We start from the raw sequence: 16477 nt of genomic DNA on the forward strand, positions 1-16477 counted from the left end.
GGCCGGAATGGGCCGTCGTCAAATGTCTCACCCGGCCGCGCGTCGGTCAATCCGACGCGGGACCGGCTGGCAGCGGGGGCAGAAGTAGGAGGAGCGGTTCATGAACGCGACCCGCCGCACCGCGGTCCCGCACCGCCGGCACGGCCGACCCTCCTGGCCGTACGCGTCGAGCGAGCGGTCGAAGTAGCCCGACTCGCCGTTGACGTTGACGTAGAGCGCGTCGAACGACGTCCCGCCCTGCGCCAGCGCCTCCGCCATCACCGCGCGGACCTCGGTCAGCAGCGAGCGCACCTGCACCGGCCGCAGCCGCTGCCCCGGTCGCTCGCCGTGGATCTGGCTGCGCCACAGCGCCTCGTCGGCGTAGATGTTGCCGACCCCCGAGACCACCGTCTGGTCGAGCAGGATCCGCTTGACCGCCGACGCGCGCCGCCGGACCGCGGCCACGAACGCCGCGTCGTCGAAGTCCGGGTCGAGCGGGTCGCGGGCGACGTGGGCCATCTCGGGCGGGAGGTCCGCGCCGCCGACACTGACCGCGACGCCGCCGAACATCCGCTGGTCCACGAAGCGCAGGTCGGTGGCACCGGTGCCGTCGGGCCCACCGTCGGGGGCGCCGTCGAGGCGGAAGCGCACCCGCAGGTGCCGCTCGTCCGGGGCTGCGGCGGGCTGGACCAGCATCTGGCCGCTCATGCCGAGGTGGGCGGTGAGGGCGTCGCCGTTGTCGAGCGGCAGCCACAGGTACTTGCCGCGGCGCCGGGCCCCGACGATGCGCCGGTCCCGCAGGGCGTCGGAGAAGCCGGCGGGTCCGCCGGGGTCGCGGCGGACGGGACGGGGGTGGAGGACCTCGACCGCGGCGATCGTGGCGCCCACGACGTGGCGCTCGAGGCCCGCGCGGACGACCTCGACCTCAGGGAGCTCCGGCACCGTCGGTCGGCTCGGTGGCAGCGGTCTCGGCGGCGGGCTCGGCGGGCTCGGTGACCGCGGTCTCGGCGGGCTCGAGCGCGGCGACCAGCTCCTGGTACGCCGTCTGCGCGGCCTGCTGCTCCGCCTCCTTCTTGGAGCGCCCGACGCCGTGGCCGTAGACGCCCTCGCCGACGCGTACCCGCGCCGTGAAGGTCTTGAGGTGGTCCGGGCCCTCGTCGGTGATGAGGTACTCCGGGACGCCGAGCGAGCGCTCCGCGCCCAGCTCCTGCAGCGACGTCTTCCAGTCGAGGCCGGCGCCCAGCGCGGCGGCGGCCTCCATCAGAGGGTCGAAGAGGAGGTGCACGACGTCGGCGGCGACCGTGATCCCGCCGGAGAGGTGCACGGCGCCGATCACGGCCTCCAGGCAGTCGGACAGGATCGACGCCTTGTCACGACCACCGGTGGCCTCCTCGCCCCGGCCGAGCTTGATGTTCTCGCCCAGTCCGATGCCGCGGGCGACCTGCGCCAGGGCGCGCGCGTTCACGACCGCGGCCCGCAGCTTGGCGAGGCGGCCTTCGGAGAGGTCCGGGTGCGCCTCGTACAGCGTCTCGGTCACGACGATCCCCAGCACCGAGTCCCCGAGGAACTCGAGGCGCTCGTTGTGCGGGAGGCCGCCGTGCTCGTACGCGTACGAGCGGTGCGTCAGCGCGCGGTCCAGCAGCTCGGGGACCAGGTGAGGGTCCCCGAGCGCTGCCCGGAGGTCTGCGTACTCGGTCAGGACGACGAGCGTGAGGAGTCGTGCCGGGTCAGAGGACCTGGCGACGGCTCGCCTTCGCGCCGTACTGGCCGCAGTTGCCGCACGCGCGGTGCGGCAGGTGCTGGGCACCGCAGGCGGGGTTCACGCAGGTCACGAGGGACGGCACGGACGCCTTCCACGCCGACCGACGGTGACGCGTGTTGCTGCGCGACATCTTCCGCTTCGGGACAGCCACTTCTCACTCCTGTTTCGTTGGCCGACGGGGGTCCGCCGGCACCTGACGGGACGCTCTGCGCCCCGGACGTTCAGTTCTCGCCGGTCCCGGAGGAGCCGGCGTCCTTCAGCTCGGCGAGACCGGCCCACCGGGGGTCGATCGGCTCGCCGTGCCCGTGCTCCGGGTCGTCCGCGAGCCGCGCACCGCACTCGGTGCACAGCCCCGGGCAGTCCTCGGAGCACAGCGGCTGGAACGGCAGTGCGAGCACCACCGCGTCCCGCAGCATCGGCTCGAGGTCGACCAGGTCGTCCACGAGCCGCCGGACGTCGAGCTCCTCGTCCGCCTCGGCGTCCGCGTTCCCGTCGTCGTAGACGAACAGCTCCTGGAAGTCCGCCGACATCTCGTCGTCGATCTCCTCCAGGCACCGCACGCACTCGCCGACGAGGACGGCGTGCGCCGTGCCTGTGACCAGGACGCCCTCCATGACCGCCTCCAGGCGCAGGTCGATCTCGACCGGCGCACCTTCGGGGACACCGAGGACCTCGATGCCGAGCTCTGCCGGCGCAGGGACGGTGGTGGACACCTGGTGCTGGGACCCCGGGCGGCGGCCGAGCTCGCGTGTGTCGAGCACGAGCGGCGCTCTCGGGTCCAGGCGGTTCAGGGTATTCACTTCCGACGCACGGGCAGACAGAACCGGGGAATGGTACCCACCGCCCGCCGACGGGACCAAACCCGAGGTCACCGCTGCGCGAGACGCGCGAGGAGCCGCTCGTGGACCGCGGGGGTGAGGAAGGCGGAGACGTCGCCCCCGAGCGAGGCGACCTCCTTGACCAGGCTCGACGAGACGTGGGTGAACTGCGGCCGCGCCGCCACGAACACGGTCTCCACGCCGGAGAGGTGGTCGTTCATCCGGGCCATCGGCAGCTCGTACTCGTAGTCGGTGGACCCCCGCAGCCCCTTCACGAGCGCCTCGGCGCCCTGCTCGGCGCAGAAGTCGGTCAGCAGGCCGGTGAAGCCCTCGACGCGGACCCCCGGGAGGTGGGCGGTGGCCTCGACGAGCATGTCGATGCGCTCCTCGGGGGTGAAGAGCCGGCGCTTGGAGGCGTTCGTGCCGATCGCGACCACGACCTCGTCGAAGAGCCGCGCGGCGCGCGTGACGATGTCGAGGTGGCCCAGCGTCACCGGGTCGAACGAGCCCGGGCACACGGCGCGCGTCATGGCGCGTGACCGTACCAGAGCGTGGTCTCGCCGTAGCGCCGGCTGAGCTCGCGCTCGAGGCCGTCCGGCCAGGTCGGCTCCGGGCTGCGCGAGGACCGCTCGACGACCACCGCGGCGTCGGGCGCCAGCCACCCGTGGGCCACCAGCGCCGCCAGGTCGGCGGCCACCGCGGCCTCGGGCAGCGGGTACGGCGGATCGGCGAAGACCACGTCGAAGACGGCCCCCTCGACCGGTCCGCGCTCGAGGAACGTGGCCACGGCGGCGGTGACGACGCGGACCTCCGCGCCGGCGCCCAGCTCCCTCACGTTGGCGGCGACCACCCCGGCCGTGCGGCGGTCCGACTCGACCAGCGTCGCGGTGGCACCCCGCGACCAGGCCTCCAGGCCGACGGCGCCGGAACCCGCGTACAGGTCGAGGAACCGCAGCCCGTCGACGTCGCCGAGCAGCGAGACCAGCGTGGAGAAGAGGGCCTCGCGCACCCGGTCGGACGTGGGCCGGGTCGCGTCGCCCCTGGGCGTCGCCAACCGTCGCCCGCCCGCGCGGCCGGCCACGATCCGGGTCACGACTTCTCCAGGAACGAGGCGTTGGCCGAGGCCTCCAGCTCGTCGGCGGCCGCGCCGACCTGCGGCAGGCCGCGCAGGGCCGGGTCGGTCTCGAGCAGTGCGAGCGCCTCCTCGCGGGCCGCGACGATCGTCTTCTCGTCGCGCAGGACCCGCAGGTTCCGCAGGCTGGAGCGGAAGCCCGACTGCGAGGCCCCCAGGACGTCGCCCTCGCGTCGCTGCTCGAGGTCGACGCGGCTCAGCTCGAAGCCGTCGGTGGTCGCCGCGACCGCGTCGAGCCGGTCCCGGGCCGGGGTGCCCACCTGGGCGCGGCTGACCAGCAGGCACAGCCCCGGCAGCCCGCCACGGCCGACCCGGCCGCGCAGCTGGTGCAGCTGCGAGACGCCGAACCGGTCGGCGTCGAGGAGCACCATCGTCGTCGCGTTCGGCACGTCGACGCCCACCTCGATCACGGTCGTCGCGACGAGGACGTCGATCTCCCCCGCCGCGTAGGAGCGCATCACGCGGTCCTTCTCCTCGGCCGGCAGCTTCCCGTGCAGGGCGGCGACCCGCAGGCCCGCGAGGGGGCCCTCGGCGAGCTGGGCCGTCGTGGTCTCCACCGCCGCGGGCTGCTCGGTCGGCGGGGCCAGCGCCTCGCCCTCGGCGTCCAGGTCGACCGCGTCGCTCTCGCCCTGCTCGGCGTCGCCGTCCGTGATGCGCGGGCACACCACGTACGCCTGGTGGCCGCGGGAGACCTCCTCGCGCACGCGCTCCCAGACGCGGTCGTACCAGCGCGGCGCGTCGGCCAGCGGCACGACGGTCGACTGGATCGGGGCGCGGCCGGCGGGCAGCTCGGCGAGCACGGAGGTCTCGAGGTCGCCGAAGACGGTCATGGCGACGGTGCGCGGGATGGGCGTCGCGGTCATCACCAGCACGTGCGGCGGCGTGGCCGCCTTCGAGGTGAGCGCCGCGCGCTGCTCGACGCCGAAGCGGTGCTGCTCGTCGACGACGACCAGGCCGAGGTCGGCGAACGAGACCGTGTCCTCCAGCAGCGCGTGCGTGCCGACCACGATCCCCGCCTCCCCCGACGCGATGTCGAGGAGCGCCGGGCGCCGCTGGGCGACGCCCATCGAACCGGTGAGCAGGCGTACGCCCGTCGCCTCGTCCGCCCCGCCGAGCATCCCGGGCTGGGCGAGGTCGCCCAGCATCCGGCTCAGCGAGCGGTGGTGCTGCTGGGCGAGCACCTCGGTCGGGGCGAGCAGGACGGCCTGGCCCCCGGAGTCGACGACCCGCAGCATCGCCCGCAGCGCGACCAGCGTCTTGCCGGAGCCGACCTCTCCCTGGAGCAGCCGGTTCATCGGGTGGTCGGCGGCGAGGTCGGCGGCGATCTCCTCGCCCACCTGGACCTGCCCCGCGGTCAGCTCGAACGGCAGGCGGGCGTCGAAGGCCTCCAGCAGTCCGCCACGCGTGCCGTCGGGGGCCACGCCCGTGCGCGGGGCCGCCGCCACCGCGCGCAGCGCCGCCCGGCGGCGGGCGAGCACGACCTGCGTGACCAGCGCCTCGTCGAAGCGGAACCGGCCGAGGCCACGCTGGACGTCTCCGTAGGAGTCCGGCTGGTGCACCCGCGAGAACGCCTCCCGCAGCCCGACGAGCCCACGCCGCTCCCGCAGGTCCTCGGGCAGCGGGTCCTCCGGCGCCTCGACGACGCTCAGGGCGAACCCGACGGCCGCCTGGAGGTCCCACGACTCCACGCCCGCCGTGGCGGGGTAGACGGGGAACAGGTCGCGCAGGCCCGCGACGGCGACCCGGCCGGCCTCGTCGCGCTGCGTGGTCGGCGCCGTCGTCTCCAGCGGCACCATCGTGGGGTTGGTCAGCTGCCAGCGACCGTTGAAGACGTCGGCCCGGCCGAGGAAGACGCCCAGCGTGCCGGGTCGGTGCCGGCTCTCGTGGTGGCCGGCCAGGCCCTTGTGCTGGGCGAAGTACGTCAGCCGCAGCGCGGGACCGTCGGTCTCCACGACCACCTCGACGCGGTAGGCCGTGCGGCCGGTGCGGCGGTCGCGGTACGTGCGTACCTGCGTGTCGGCGACCCGCCCGACGATGGTCAGCTGCTGGCCCTTCTCCAGGTCGCCGACCTGGGTGAGCTCGCCGACCTTGAGGTAGGTCCGCGGGAAGTGGCGCAGCAGGTCCCCGACGGTGACGAGGCCCAGCTGCTCCTTGACCTTCGCGACCTTCTTGGGGGCGCCGCCGAAGACGGTCTCGACGGGCGAGTCGAACGTGATCATCCGCGCGCCACGCTCACTCGACCGACACCAGCAGCGGGTAGCGCGGCTGGCCGCCGTCGTAGGTGACCACGTCGACGCCCGGGTAGGTCTGCTCGACCCACCGTACGACCCGGTACGCCAGCCCGTCCGCCTCGGCGCCCGCGACCACCGTCACGAGCTCGCCGCCGACCGCCATCAGGCGCGTCAGCACCTCGACGGCCGCCGCGTACAGGTCCTCGCCCACGACGGCGAAGTCCCCCATCACGACCCCGAGCGCGTCGCCCGGCTCGCAGGGGCCGGCCGTGGTGATGGCCCGGCGGGCCGCGCGGGTGACGGCGCCGTGGCGGCAGTGCCGCACGGCGGCGGTCATCTCCAGCACGTCCGCGCCGAAGCCGCGGCCGGGCTCGTGCACCGCCAGCGCGGCCAGACCCTGCACCTGCGTGCGGCTCGGCACGACGGCGACCCGCACGTCGCCGTCCTCCTCCGCGGTGCGCGCCGCCACCTCGGCGGTGCGCACGGAGTCGGGGTCGTTCGGCAGCAGCACGACCTCGGCCGCGCCGCTGCTGCGCACCGCGTCGAGCAGCATGCCGGCCGAGGGCCGCTCGCCCGGGCCACCCGGCACCGGCACGGCGCCCGCGTCGGCGAACACCTGCTCCAACCCCGGCCCGGCGCTGACCGCGACCACGGCACGGCCCGTGCGGCGCACCGACGGGCTCGTCCGGTCGGCGGCGTCCCGGTCGTGGCCGTCCGTCGCCGGCCCGTGGCCGTCGTGGTCGTGGCCCGCGCCGGCGGGTTCGTCGTGGTGGGCGTGCGCGGCCTCGTCACCGAAGTGGGTGATCCGGATCTGGTGCGGCCGGCCGGCCTCGACCCCGGCCTCGACCGCGGCGCCCGGGTCGTCCGTGTGCACGTGCACGTTCCACAGGTCCTCCTGGCCGATCACGACCAGCGAGTCGCCCAGGCCGCCCAGCCGCCGCCGCAGGCCGGCCACGGCCTCGGGGGTGGAGCGGTCCAGCAGGTACATCACCTCGTACGCCGGGGTGCCCGGCGCCGCCTCGCCCGCGGGGCGCGCGAGGGGGATCGTGTGCTGCCCCAGCTGCGTGCGCACCGGCAGCGGGCGGCGCCCGGTCAGCGCGGTCTCCGCGGCGTCGAGGATGACCGTCAGCCCGCGACCGCCCGCGTCGACGACGCCGGCGTCGGCCAGCGCCCGGAGCTGACCGGGCGTCGCCTGCAGGGCCTCGCGGGCCGCGGCTGCCGCAGCGACGTACACGTGCCGGCTGCGCGCCTCGGGGCGCTCGGCCACCGCGACGGCGGCCTCGCTGGCCGCGCGGGCGACCGTGAGGATCGTGCCTTCGACCGGGTCGCCGACGGCCTCGTAGCTGGCGCGCGTGGCCTCCGCGAGGGCGCCTGCCACCAGGGTGGCCGCCCGTACGCCCGGCTCCGCGTGTTCGAGGTGGTGCGTCACCGCACCGAGCATCTGGGCCAGGATCACCCCGGAGTTGCCGCGGGCCCCCAGCAGGGCGCCGCGGCCGAGGGCACGCAGCGCCGCACCCAGGTGCTCCGGCGTGATCTCCACGTCGGGCGCGCCGGCGTGCGCGTCGCCGGCGATGTGCGCCAGGCCGGCGTCCCGCAGCGCCTGCCCGAGGGCCTCGCGGGCAGCGGACATGGTGAGGAACATGTTGGTGCCGGTGTCGCCGTCGGGCACGGGGAAGACGTTGAGGGCGTCGATCTCCTCGCGCGCGTCCGCCAGGGCGTCCGCCGCGATGTCCACGAAGCGGGTGACGATCTCGAGGCGGACGGGCTGCACGAGGGGTGAGGGTAGTCGTCGGGACCGACGGCCCGCACGGTCATCGGCGTCGATTCGCACCCCTCGCTCCCCTGGGCTACTCTTCCGTGGTTGCTCAGTCGACGTTGCGTGCCCGCAGCCGACCGAGGACACCCGATCAAGACTCAATCTCGACTTCAGGAGTTCACGGTGGCTGCCGTCTGTGACATCTGCGACAAGAAGCCGGGCTTCGGCAACAACAGGCCGTGGTCGCGGAAGATCACGAAGCGTCGCTTCGACCCGAACATCCAGCGCGTGCGCGCCAAGGTGGACGGCACCCCGAAGCGCCTCAACGTGTGCACGGGCTGCCTCAAGGCCGGCAAGGTCAGCCGCTGACCCTGCGCCTGCGCAGCTCTTCGAAGGCCCTCCCGGTCGAGACCGGGAGGGCCTTCTGCTGTCCCCGGACGGCCTCCTGACCGGCCTGGCGACCAGCGCGACGCCCGGCGGGCTCAGAAGTGCCGCCACCCCAGGTCGCCCTCCGGCACCTCGCCGTCGACCGTGACCGCGGAGGTGTCGTCGACGCGCAGCTCGTGCACCGCGCCCACCGCGCGCCAGCCCTCCGGCAGGGTCGCGCCGGCGGGGAACGTGCCCAGCAACGGGTGGTCGTCACCCCCGGTGAGCACGAACCGCAGCGGGTCCGCCCCGAGCGCCGACCCGACGGCGTGCAGCGGCTCCGCGACCTCGAGGTCGGCGGTGCGCAGGTCGATCCGCACGCCCGAGGCCTGCGCGACGTGGCCCGCGTCCGAGAGCAGCCCGTCGGAGACGTCCACCAGTGCCGTGGCCCCGGCCTCCGCGGCGGCCGGGCCCGCGGCGTACGGCGGCTCAGGGCGCCGGTAGGCCTCCACCAGCACCCGCGGGGAGCGGAAGCCGCGACCCAGCACGGCCAGGCCGCCGGCGGCCCAGCCCTGGCGCCCGCAGAGGGCGACCACGTCACCGGGTCGCGCGCCGGAGCGCAGCACGGGGGCCTTGGCGACGGTGCCCAGCACCGTCACGGCGACGACCACCTGGTCGCCGCCCGTGACGTCGCCGCCGACCACCCGGGCGCCGACGCGCGCGGCCTCGGTCGCGAACCCGTCGGCGAACTCGCGCACCCAGGCCAGCGGCAGGTCGGAGGGCAGCGCCAGCCCGAGCGTGAGCGAGTGGGCCCGACCGCCCATGGCGTTGATGTCGGAGAGGTTCTGGGCGGCGGCGCGGTGGCCGACGTCGGTGGCGGAGCACCAGTCGCGGCGGAAGTGGCGGTCCTCCACCAGCAGGTCGGTCGAGACCACCGCGTGGCCGCGGCGCACGCGCAGGACGGCAGCGTCGTCGCCCGGGCCGACCAGCACGTCGTCGGGCTCGCCCGCCGCGGGACCGAGCGCGGCGAAGCGCTCCAGCAGGGTCGCCACGACCGCGTCCTCCCCCACGTCCGCGAGCAGCCCCGCGCCCGTGCCGCCCGCTCCCGACCCGGCCTCCGACGTCACCATGGCCCCATCCCACCACCCGGCACCGACCGTGGGACGCTGGGGCCTCCCGCCACGACGACCACCCGGGAGGCCGACCGCATGCGTCCCAGCACCCGCCGCACGCGCTGCGCGCTCGGCGTACCCCTGTCGGCGGCGCTGCTGGTGCTCACGGCGTGCGGAGCCGGCACGGTGACGGTCGAGGGCGCCGCGCAGCTCGAGGACCTGGGAGCGGCCGAGGAGGCGTGCACGGGCCTCCTGGACGCCCTGCCCGACGAGCTCGGCGGCCAGGAGACCCGCGACGTCGAGCCGGCCGGGGTCGCCGCGCAGGCGTGGGGCGACCCGGTGGTCGTGCTGGTGTGCGGCGCCGAGATGCCCCTGGCCTTCGGGCCGACCTCGCCGTGCGACGTGGTCGAGGAGGTCCAGTGGTACGTCGACGAGCGCTCCGCGCTCGACCCGGCCGCCGACGTCGTGCTCACCACGATCGGCTACGAGCCCGTCGTGCAGGTGCGCATCCCGGCGCGGCTGCGCCCACCGGCCGACGAGATGGTGGCGCTGGCGCCGGCCATCCGCGAAAACGCGGAGCTGGTCGAGTCCTGCACCTGAGCGCTCAGCGCAGCCCGGCCTCGCGGGCCAGGGCCAGGCGCACCAGGCGGTCGACCAGCGTCGGGTAGTCGACCCCGCTCGCGGCCCACATCCGCGGGAACATCGACAGGCTCGTGAAGCCCGGCATCGTCTCGACCTCGTTGACGACCACCCGGCCGTCGGGGAAGACGAAGAAGTCGACCCGGGCCAGGCCCTCGCAGTCCAGCGCCTCGAACGCGGCGACCGACAGCTCGCGCACCTGCCGCGCCACCGCCTCGTCGAGCACCGCGGGCACGTCCAGCGCCGTGTTCTCCTCGGGCAGGTACTTCGCCTCGAAGTCGTAGAACTGGTGGTCCCCCGTCACCCGGATCTCGGCGATCTCGCTGGTGCGGTGGTCGCCGAACGACTCGCCCTCGAGCACGCCGCACTCGACCTCGCGGGCGCCGACGGCCGCGGCCTCCACGACCACCTTCGGGTCGTGGCGACGCGCCTCGTCCAGCGCCGCGTCGAGGTCGGTGAGGTCGTCGACGCGGGAGATCCCGAAGCTCGACCCGGCACGAGCGGGCTTGACGAACACGGGCAGCCCCAGGTCGGCGACCCGACGGCGTACGCCCGCCTCGTCGCGCGCCCAGTCGCGCGGCGTGATCGCGACGTAGGGCAGCACGGGCAGGCCGGCGACCTCGAAGAGCCGCTTCATGAAGATCTTGTCGGTGCCGACCGCGGACGACAGCACGCCCGCGCCGACGTAGCGCACGCCCGCCATCTCCAGCAGGCCCTGCAGCGTCCCGTCCTGGCCGAACGGGCCGTGCATGACCGGGAAGACGACGTCGACCTCGCCGAGCACGGGCGGCACCTCGCCCGGGTCGGTGGCGACCAGCTCGGGCGCGTCCCCGGCGACGATCTGCACGCCCGTCCCGCCCTGCACCGTCGGGAGCGCGCCACCCGGGCCGAGCTCGAGCCGGTTGGTCGTCGGGTCCTCCAGCACCCACCGCCCGTCGGTGGCGATGCCGACCGGGACGACGTCGTAGCGCTCCGGGTCGAGCGCCGCGATCACGCTGCCCGCCGAGATGCAGGAGATCGAGTGCTCGGCCGACCGGCCGCCGAACACGACGGCGACCCGCGGACGGCGGGAACTGGGCTCGCTCATGGCGCAGGACCCTACCGGCCTACGCTGGTGGCCATGCCTGACGACGCCCCGCGCCCGACCGTGTCGGTCCCCACGCCGGACACCTCCCCCCAGCACCGCCCCGCGACGCGCGCCGTCCACGCCGGCCGCCCGGCCGTCGTACCGGACGCTCCGCTGAACACGCCGCTGACCATGGCGGCCACCTACGTGGCGGGCGGGGACGTGGAGTACGGGCGCTACGGCAACCCGACCTGGACGGCGTTCGAGGAGGCCCTCGGCGAGCTCGAGGGCGGCCGCGCGCTGGCCTTCTCCTCCGGGCTCGCCGCCGTCGCCACCGTGCTCGACCTCGTCGCCAACGACGCGGTCGTGGTGGCCCCGCAGCACGCGTACCAGGGCACCCTCGGCCAGCTCGGCGACGCGCAGCTGCGCGGTCGCGCGCGCTCGCGCCTCGTGGACATCGAGGACACCGACGCCGTGCGCGCCGCGCTCGACGACGACGTGGCGCTGCTGTGGCTCGAGTCGCCGACCAACCCGGCGCTCGAGATCGCGGACATCCGCGCGCTGACGGCCGCGGCGCGCGAGGCGGGGGCGTACTCGGTGGTCGACAACACCTTCGCGACCCCCCTGCTGCAGCAGCCGCTGGACCTGGGCGCCGACATCGTCGTGCACTCGGCGACGAAGTACCTCGCCGGGCACTCGGACGCGCTGCTCGGCGCGGTCGTCGTGCGCGACGACGAGCTCCACGACGTGCTGAAGAAGCGTCGCGACCTGCTGGGCGCCACCCCCGGCACGCTCGAGACCTGGCTGGCCCTGCGGGGCATGCGCACGCTGCACCTGCGCGTCGAGCGCGCGCAGCAGAACGCGACCGAGCTGGCGCGCCGCCTCGAGGCCCACCCGGCCGTCACGCGGGTGCGCTACCCCGGCTTCGGCGGCATCGTCGGCGTGGAGCTGGCCGGCGGCGCCGGCGCGGCGGACCTGCTGTGCCACGCCACGCAGGTGTGGGTGTACGCCACCAGCCTCGGCGGCGTGGAGTCCAGCCTGGAGCGTCGTCGCCGATGGAGGACCGAGGCCGCGACGATCCCGGAGTCGCTCGTGCGGCTCTCGGTCGGCATCGAGGACGTCGAGGACCTGTGGGACGACCTCGACCGGGCGCTGCGCGCCTGGTCCTGAGGCCCGTGGGCCCCGGCGGGGCTCAGTCCGACTCGGCCTTCGTCTCGCGGGCCACGAACGCCGCCATCATGTCGCGGGCGGTGATCTTGCCGGCGACCACCTCGTCGACGTGCTCGGCGATCGGCACGTCCACGCCGGTGCGCTCGGCGAGGTCGCGCAGCGAGCTGCAGGACTTCGCGCCCTCGGCGACCTGCCGCGTCGAGGCGTAGATCTCGTCGGTGGTCATCCCGCTGCCCAGGCGCTCGCCGAAGGTGCGGTTGCGGCTCAGGGGCGACGAGCACGTCGCGACCAGGTCGCCCAGGCCGGCCAGGCCCATCAGCGTCAGCGGGTTGGCGCCGAGGGCGACCGCGAGCCGGGCGGTCTCCGCGAGGCCCCGGGTGATCACCGAGGCGGTCGTGTTGTCGCCGAAGCCCAGCCCGACCGCCATCCCGACGCCGAGCGCCACGACGTTCTTGTAGGCGCCGCCGATCTCGCAGCCGACGACGTCGGTGGAGGTGTAGGGGCGGAAGGCGGGCGTGTGGCACAGCCGCTGCAGGCGGCGCGCGGTCTCCTCGTCCTCGCAGGCCACCACGGAGGCGGCCGGCTCGCGCCGCGCGATCTCCTTGGCCAGGTTGGGGCCGCTGATCACGGCCACCTGGCGGCTCGGCACGTCCAGCGACTCGGCGATCACCTGGCTCATCCGCTCGACCGTGCCGAGCTCGACGCCCTTCATGAGCGACACCGAGACCGCGTCGCGGGGCACGAGGTCGCGCCACTCGGCGAGGCTGCCGCGCAGGGTCTGCGAGGGCATCGACCACACGACGATGTCCGCGCCCGCGAACGCCTCCTCGGCGTCCGTGGTCGCGGTGACGCTGGGCGGCAGCTGGATGCCGGGCAGGTAGTCGGTGTTCTCGTGCCGCGTCGTGATCCGCTCGGCCACCTCCTCGCGGCGTGCCCACAGGGTCACGTCGCTGCCCCCGTCGGCGAGCACGAGCGAGAACGCCGTGCCCCAGGACCCGGCGCTCGCCACCGCGATCTTCGTCATGCCTTCTCCTCGTCGGTGGTGGTCGGGCGGTCCTCGCCGCGCGCCTCGCGCGGCGGGTCCGACGGCGGCACGGCCTCGGGCCGGCCGAACTCGCTGACGCCCGCCGCGCGCGGGTCGAACCGCTCGCTCGGCGGCTGCTCGTGGCGGATCCCGGCGAGCAGCAGCGTGACGGCGTCCATGATCCGGTGCGTCGCCTCCCTGGCCCGGGCGGCGGCGTCGTTCCCACCCGCACCGTCACGGCCGGCCGCGAGGTCCAGGAGGTCCGCCAGGTCCACCGGGGGGCCGGCCTGCACCGTGACGTGCTTGCGCGGCAGCAGGCGCGGGGCCCTGGCGTACGGCGCCAGCACGTCCTGGGCGCCCCACTGGGCCACCGGGATGACGGGGCATCCCGTAGCCAGCGCGATCCGCGCGGCGCCGGACTTGCCGGTCATGGGCCACAGGTCCGGGTCGCGGGTGATGGTGCCCTCGGGGTAGACCACGACGCACTCCCCCGCCCGCACGGCCGCGACGGCCGCCGCGTACGCCGACGCACCCGCGCTCTCGCGCTGCACCGGGATCTGGCCCGCGCCGTGCAGGAAGCCGCCGAGGCCCTTGACCTCGAACAGACCGGACTTCGCGAGGTAGCGCGGCAGCCGACCGTGGTCGTAGAGGAAGTGCGCCGCGAACAGCGGGTCGACCTTGGTGACGTGGTTGAGCGCGACGACGCAGCCCCCGGTCGCGGGCACGTGCTCGCCGCCGCCCCAGGTATGCCCGACCGCGGAGAACAGCGTCGGCTTCAGGATCCCCGCGCCCAGCGCGTACGCCCAGCCCCGCGGCTGGTCGAGCGGTCGCACCGGTCGCAGTCCCACAGCCCGCACCCCCTCGTCGTCTCGTCGTCGCCCACGGGCCCTGAGCCGGGCCCCGGAGCAGGATAGGTGGTGGCCCGGCCGGTCACCTTCCGGCCACCGGCGCGGGGCTGGGAGGATCACCCCACCATGTCCACCACCACGGCCACCGCCTCCGTCGTCCTGCCGGTGAAGCCCCCGGCCGTCGGCAAGTCGCGCCTCGCGGTCGGCACGGAGCTGCGGGGCGCGCTCGCCGCCGCCTTCGCCCTCGACACGGCCACCGTCGCGCTGGACACCCCCGGGGTCGTCGGCGTGCTCGTGCTCTGCGACGACCACCGCTTCGCCGCCGAGCTGCGCGCGCTCGGCTGCGTGGTCGTGCCCGACCCGCTGCACGGCGACCTGAACGGCACCCTGCGCCAGGGTGCGGCCGAGGCCGTGCGCCGTTGGCCGGACGCGCTGCCGGTCGCCCTCTGCGCCGACCTCCCCGGCCTCGCGGTCGACGACCTCGCCGCGGCCGTGGCCGCCGCGACCGACCTCGGCGCCCCCTGCTTCGTGGCCGACGCCGACGGGACCGGGACGACGATGTACGCCGCCCCGCTCGCCGAGTTCGCGCCCGCGTTCGGGCCGGGCTCCGCGGCCGCCCACGCGGCCCGGGCCAGCGCCATCCCCGGCGACCTCGGCACCCTGCGCCACGACGTGGACGACGCGGCCGCGCTGGCGGCGGCCGCCGCCCGTGGCGTGGGGCCGCACACCGCCGCGCTGCTGGCCTGAGGGCTCAGTCCGCCGAGCCGCCGTCGGCCGGCGTCCCGGTCGCGGTCTTCGTGGCCGGGGCCTTCTTCGCGGGGCTCTTCTTCGCCGGGGCCTTCTTCGCCGGGCTCTTCTTCGCCGTGGCCTTCTTCGCCGTGGTGGCCTTCGTGGTCGTGCCCGACGACTTCTTGGCGGGAGCCTTCTTCGTCGTGGTGCCCGAGGCCTCCGGCGTCGGGCTCTTCGTCGCGGGGCTCGTCTTCGCCGTCGTGGCCTTCGTCGTGGTGCCCGCCGACTTCTTGGCCGGAGCCTTCTTCGCCGGCGCCTTCTTCGCCGGCGCCTTCTTCGCGGGGCTCTTCTTCGCCGACGACTTCTTCGCGGGTGCCTTCTTCGCGGGCGACGTGCTCGCCGCCGTCTCGCTCGCCGGTTCCGCGGCCGAGCCGGTGGCCGGGGAGGACCCGGCGGGCCGGGTCGACCTCGCCGGCGCCTTCTTGCCGGTCACCTTCGCGACGAGCCCGGTCGCCGCGTCCGCGGCGACGCCCACGGTCGCGGCGGGCAGCTGCTTGGCGCCCGAGATGACGTTGCGCAGGTCGGCGCCCGGGGTGAACTTCGGGACCGCCTTGCGGGCCGCCTCGATGAGCTCGCCGGTCTGCGGGTTGCGGACGGTGCGCGCCTCGCGCACCCGCTGCTCGAACGCCCCGAAGCCGGTGATGACGACCTTCTCCCCGCGGGCGACCTCGCGGGTGATGGTGTCGACGACCGCGTCGAGCGCCTCCGCCGCCGCCTTCTTGTTGCCCTCGAACTTCGAGGAGAGCGCGTCGATGAACTGCGACTTGTTCACTGCCGATTCCTTCCGGTGCGCCCCGGGACGGCCCCGTGCCTCGCGGGTGCTGTGCCGCACGCTAGGCGGATGTGGCGGCCGCCACAACGACCCCGGCCCGGTGCGTCACCGGGCCGGGGTCGTCGCGGTGCGGCCGGGAGCCGCTCGCGGGGGCCTCAGCTGCGGCCGAGGAAGTCGAGCAGCGCCGCGTTGAACTTCTCGGCGTGGCTGACGTTGAACCCGTGCGGGGCGTCCTTGACGACGACGATCTCCGCCTGGGACACCGCCTTGCCCGTGCGCTGCCCCGACACCTCGTAGGGCACGGTGGCGTCCGCCGAGCCGTGGATGACGAGGGTCGGCACCCCGATCCGCGCGAGGTCGTCGCGGAAGTCGGTGCGGGCGAACGCGTTCACGCAGCCGGCCAGCGACGCCGGCGTGGCCGACTTCTCCAGCTCCAGGGCCTTGCGCCGCTCGTCCTCGCTGACGGCGAGGGTCCCGTCCACCGAGAAGAAGTCGGTCGTGAAGCCGTCGAGGAAGCCCTCGCGGTCGTTCGTGACCCCGTCGACGAAGCCCTGGACGTCCTCCTCGGTGAGCCCGCCGTCGGGGTTGTCGTCGCTCTTGAGGAGGTAGGGGGGCACCGCGGCCGCGAAGACCGCCGCGCGGACGCGCTCGGAGCCGTGCGTGCCGAGGTAGCGCGCCACCTCGCCGCCGCCCATCGAGAACCCGACCAGGGTGACGTCGGTGAGGTCGAGCTGGGTGAGGACGGCGTCGAGGTCGGAGGCGAGCGTGTCGTAGTCGTAGCCCGTCTCGGGCTTGTCGGAACCGCCGAAGCCGCGGCGGTCGTAGGTGACGACGCGGTAGCCGGCGCCGGTCAGGGCCGGCACCTGGTGCTCCCAGGACTCCCCGCTCAGCGGCCAGCCGTGGATCAGCACGACCGGTCGGCCCGCGCCGCCGGTGTCGGTGTGGTGGAGGTGGACGCCGTCTGCCGAGATCGTGGTCACGCGGACTCCTCTTCGTCGGTGCTGCGGTGCGGC

Annotated in this window: 18 protein-coding genes; 4 read left to right on the forward strand and 14 right to left on the reverse strand. The window is 75.1% G+C overall.

Features of this window, described 5'->3' with window-relative positions:
• Positions 1-27: 27 nt before the first annotated feature.
• From mutM to RDV89_RS12560, 8 genes are all read right to left on the reverse strand, one after another.
• On the reverse strand, positions 28-921 hold the full coding sequence (mutM, locus tag RDV89_RS12525) for a bifunctional DNA-formamidopyrimidine glycosylase/DNA-(apurinic or apyrimidinic site) lyase (protein WP_315733387.1): 894 nt from the start codon (positions 919-921) through the stop codon (positions 28-30).
• Positions 905-1786 carry a ribonuclease III gene (rnc, locus tag RDV89_RS12530; RefSeq protein WP_438823278.1) on the reverse strand — a complete coding sequence of 294 codons (882 nt, stop codon included), beginning with the start codon at positions 1784-1786 and terminating at the stop codon, positions 905-907. Before rnc ends, mutM begins: the two co-directional genes overlap by 17 nt.
• Positions 1707-1892: a 50S ribosomal protein L32 gene (gene rpmF, locus RDV89_RS12535; RefSeq protein ID WP_315733388.1), complete on the reverse strand. Its 186-nt coding sequence runs from the start codon at positions 1890-1892 to the stop codon at positions 1707-1709. Before rpmF ends, rnc begins: the two co-directional genes overlap by 80 nt.
• 70 nt (positions 1893-1962) lie before the next feature.
• Positions 1963-2502, reverse strand: a complete 540-nt coding sequence (locus RDV89_RS12540) for a YceD family protein (protein ID WP_315733389.1) — start codon at positions 2500-2502, stop codon at positions 1963-1965.
• A gap of 107 nt (positions 2503-2609) precedes the next feature.
• Positions 2610-3089, reverse strand: a complete 480-nt coding sequence (gene coaD, locus RDV89_RS12545) for a pantetheine-phosphate adenylyltransferase (protein WP_315733390.1) — start codon at positions 3087-3089, stop codon at positions 2610-2612.
• Entirely contained in the window at positions 3086-3652 is a 567-nt protein-coding gene (gene rsmD, locus RDV89_RS12550; RefSeq protein WP_315733391.1) for a 16S rRNA (guanine(966)-N(2))-methyltransferase RsmD, read from the reverse strand. The genes coaD and rsmD overlap by 4 nt, the downstream gene beginning before the upstream one ends.
• Positions 3649-5910: an ATP-dependent DNA helicase RecG gene (locus RDV89_RS12555; protein ID WP_315733392.1), complete on the reverse strand. Its 2262-nt coding sequence runs from the start codon at positions 5908-5910 to the stop codon at positions 3649-3651. The genes rsmD and RDV89_RS12555 overlap by 4 nt, the downstream gene beginning before the upstream one ends.
• 13 nt (positions 5911-5923) lie before the next feature.
• The gene (locus tag RDV89_RS12560) at positions 5924-7693 is read right to left on the reverse strand and encodes a DAK2 domain-containing protein (RefSeq protein ID WP_315733393.1); all 1770 of its coding nucleotides are present in this window, start codon (positions 7691-7693) and stop codon (positions 5924-5926) included.
• 168 nt (positions 7694-7861) lie between these two features.
• Here RDV89_RS12560 and rpmB point away from each other — a divergent pair, with 168 nt between their 5' ends.
• A complete protein-coding gene (rpmB, locus tag RDV89_RS12565; protein ID WP_315733394.1) occupies positions 7862-8047 on the forward strand; it encodes a 50S ribosomal protein L28 in 186 nt (61 codons plus the stop codon).
• A gap of 113 nt (positions 8048-8160) precedes the next feature.
• On the opposite strand, the gene RDV89_RS12570 is transcribed toward rpmB, so the two are convergent.
• A complete protein-coding gene (locus tag RDV89_RS12570; RefSeq protein ID WP_315733395.1) occupies positions 8161-9174 on the reverse strand; it encodes a thiamine-phosphate kinase in 1014 nt (337 codons plus the stop codon).
• Positions 9175-9252: 78 nt separating this feature from the next.
• Here RDV89_RS12570 and RDV89_RS12575 point away from each other — a divergent pair, with 78 nt between their 5' ends.
• Positions 9253-9756, forward strand: a complete 504-nt coding sequence (locus tag RDV89_RS12575) for a DUF3515 family protein (RefSeq protein WP_315733396.1) — start codon at positions 9253-9255, stop codon at positions 9754-9756.
• Between the two features lie 4 nt (positions 9757-9760).
• On the opposite strand, the gene RDV89_RS12580 is transcribed toward RDV89_RS12575, so the two are convergent.
• A complete protein-coding gene (locus RDV89_RS12580; RefSeq protein ID WP_315733397.1) occupies positions 9761-10882 on the reverse strand; it encodes a D-alanine--D-alanine ligase family protein in 1122 nt (373 codons plus the stop codon).
• Positions 10883-10915: 33 nt separating this feature from the next.
• On the opposite strand from RDV89_RS12580, the gene RDV89_RS12585 reads away from it, so the two are divergent.
• On the forward strand, positions 10916-12031 hold the full coding sequence (locus tag RDV89_RS12585) for a trans-sulfuration enzyme family protein (protein WP_315733398.1): 1116 nt from the start codon (positions 10916-10918) through the stop codon (positions 12029-12031).
• A 22-nt stretch (positions 12032-12053) separates the two neighbouring features.
• Here the strand turns inward: RDV89_RS12585 and RDV89_RS12590 are convergent, their stop codons facing one another.
• Both RDV89_RS12590 and RDV89_RS12595 read right to left on the reverse strand, forming a co-directional pair.
• Positions 12054-13055, reverse strand: coding sequence for an NAD(P)H-dependent glycerol-3-phosphate dehydrogenase (locus RDV89_RS12590; protein ID WP_315733399.1), 1002 nt, complete (start codon positions 13053-13055; stop codon positions 12054-12056).
• Complete coding sequence (locus RDV89_RS12595; RefSeq protein ID WP_315733400.1) at positions 13052-13903, reverse strand: lysophospholipid acyltransferase family protein; 852 nt, start codon at positions 13901-13903, stop codon at positions 13052-13054. The genes RDV89_RS12590 and RDV89_RS12595 overlap by 4 nt, the downstream gene beginning before the upstream one ends.
• A gap of 126 nt (positions 13904-14029) precedes the next feature.
• Between RDV89_RS12595 and RDV89_RS12600 the strand changes: the two genes are divergently transcribed.
• Positions 14030-14650: a 2-phospho-L-lactate guanylyltransferase gene (locus RDV89_RS12600; protein WP_315733401.1), complete on the forward strand. Its 621-nt coding sequence runs from the start codon at positions 14030-14032 to the stop codon at positions 14648-14650.
• A 4-nt stretch (positions 14651-14654) separates the two neighbouring features.
• Here the strand turns inward: RDV89_RS12600 and RDV89_RS12605 are convergent, their stop codons facing one another.
• Together RDV89_RS12605 and RDV89_RS12610 are read right to left on the reverse strand one after the other, a co-directional pair.
• Positions 14655-15464 carry an HU family DNA-binding protein gene (locus RDV89_RS12605; RefSeq protein ID WP_315733402.1) on the reverse strand — a complete coding sequence of 270 codons (810 nt, stop codon included), beginning with the start codon at positions 15462-15464 and terminating at the stop codon, positions 14655-14657.
• Between the two features lie 155 nt (positions 15465-15619).
• Complete coding sequence (locus tag RDV89_RS12610) at positions 15620-16444, reverse strand: alpha/beta fold hydrolase (RefSeq protein ID WP_315733403.1); 825 nt, start codon at positions 16442-16444, stop codon at positions 15620-15622.
• Positions 16445-16477: the final 33 nt, after the last annotated feature.

Source organism: Nocardioides imazamoxiresistens, from assembly GCF_032378595.1.
Taxonomy (GTDB): domain Bacteria; phylum Actinomycetota; class Actinomycetes; order Propionibacteriales; family Nocardioidaceae; genus Nocardioides; species Nocardioides imazamoxiresistens.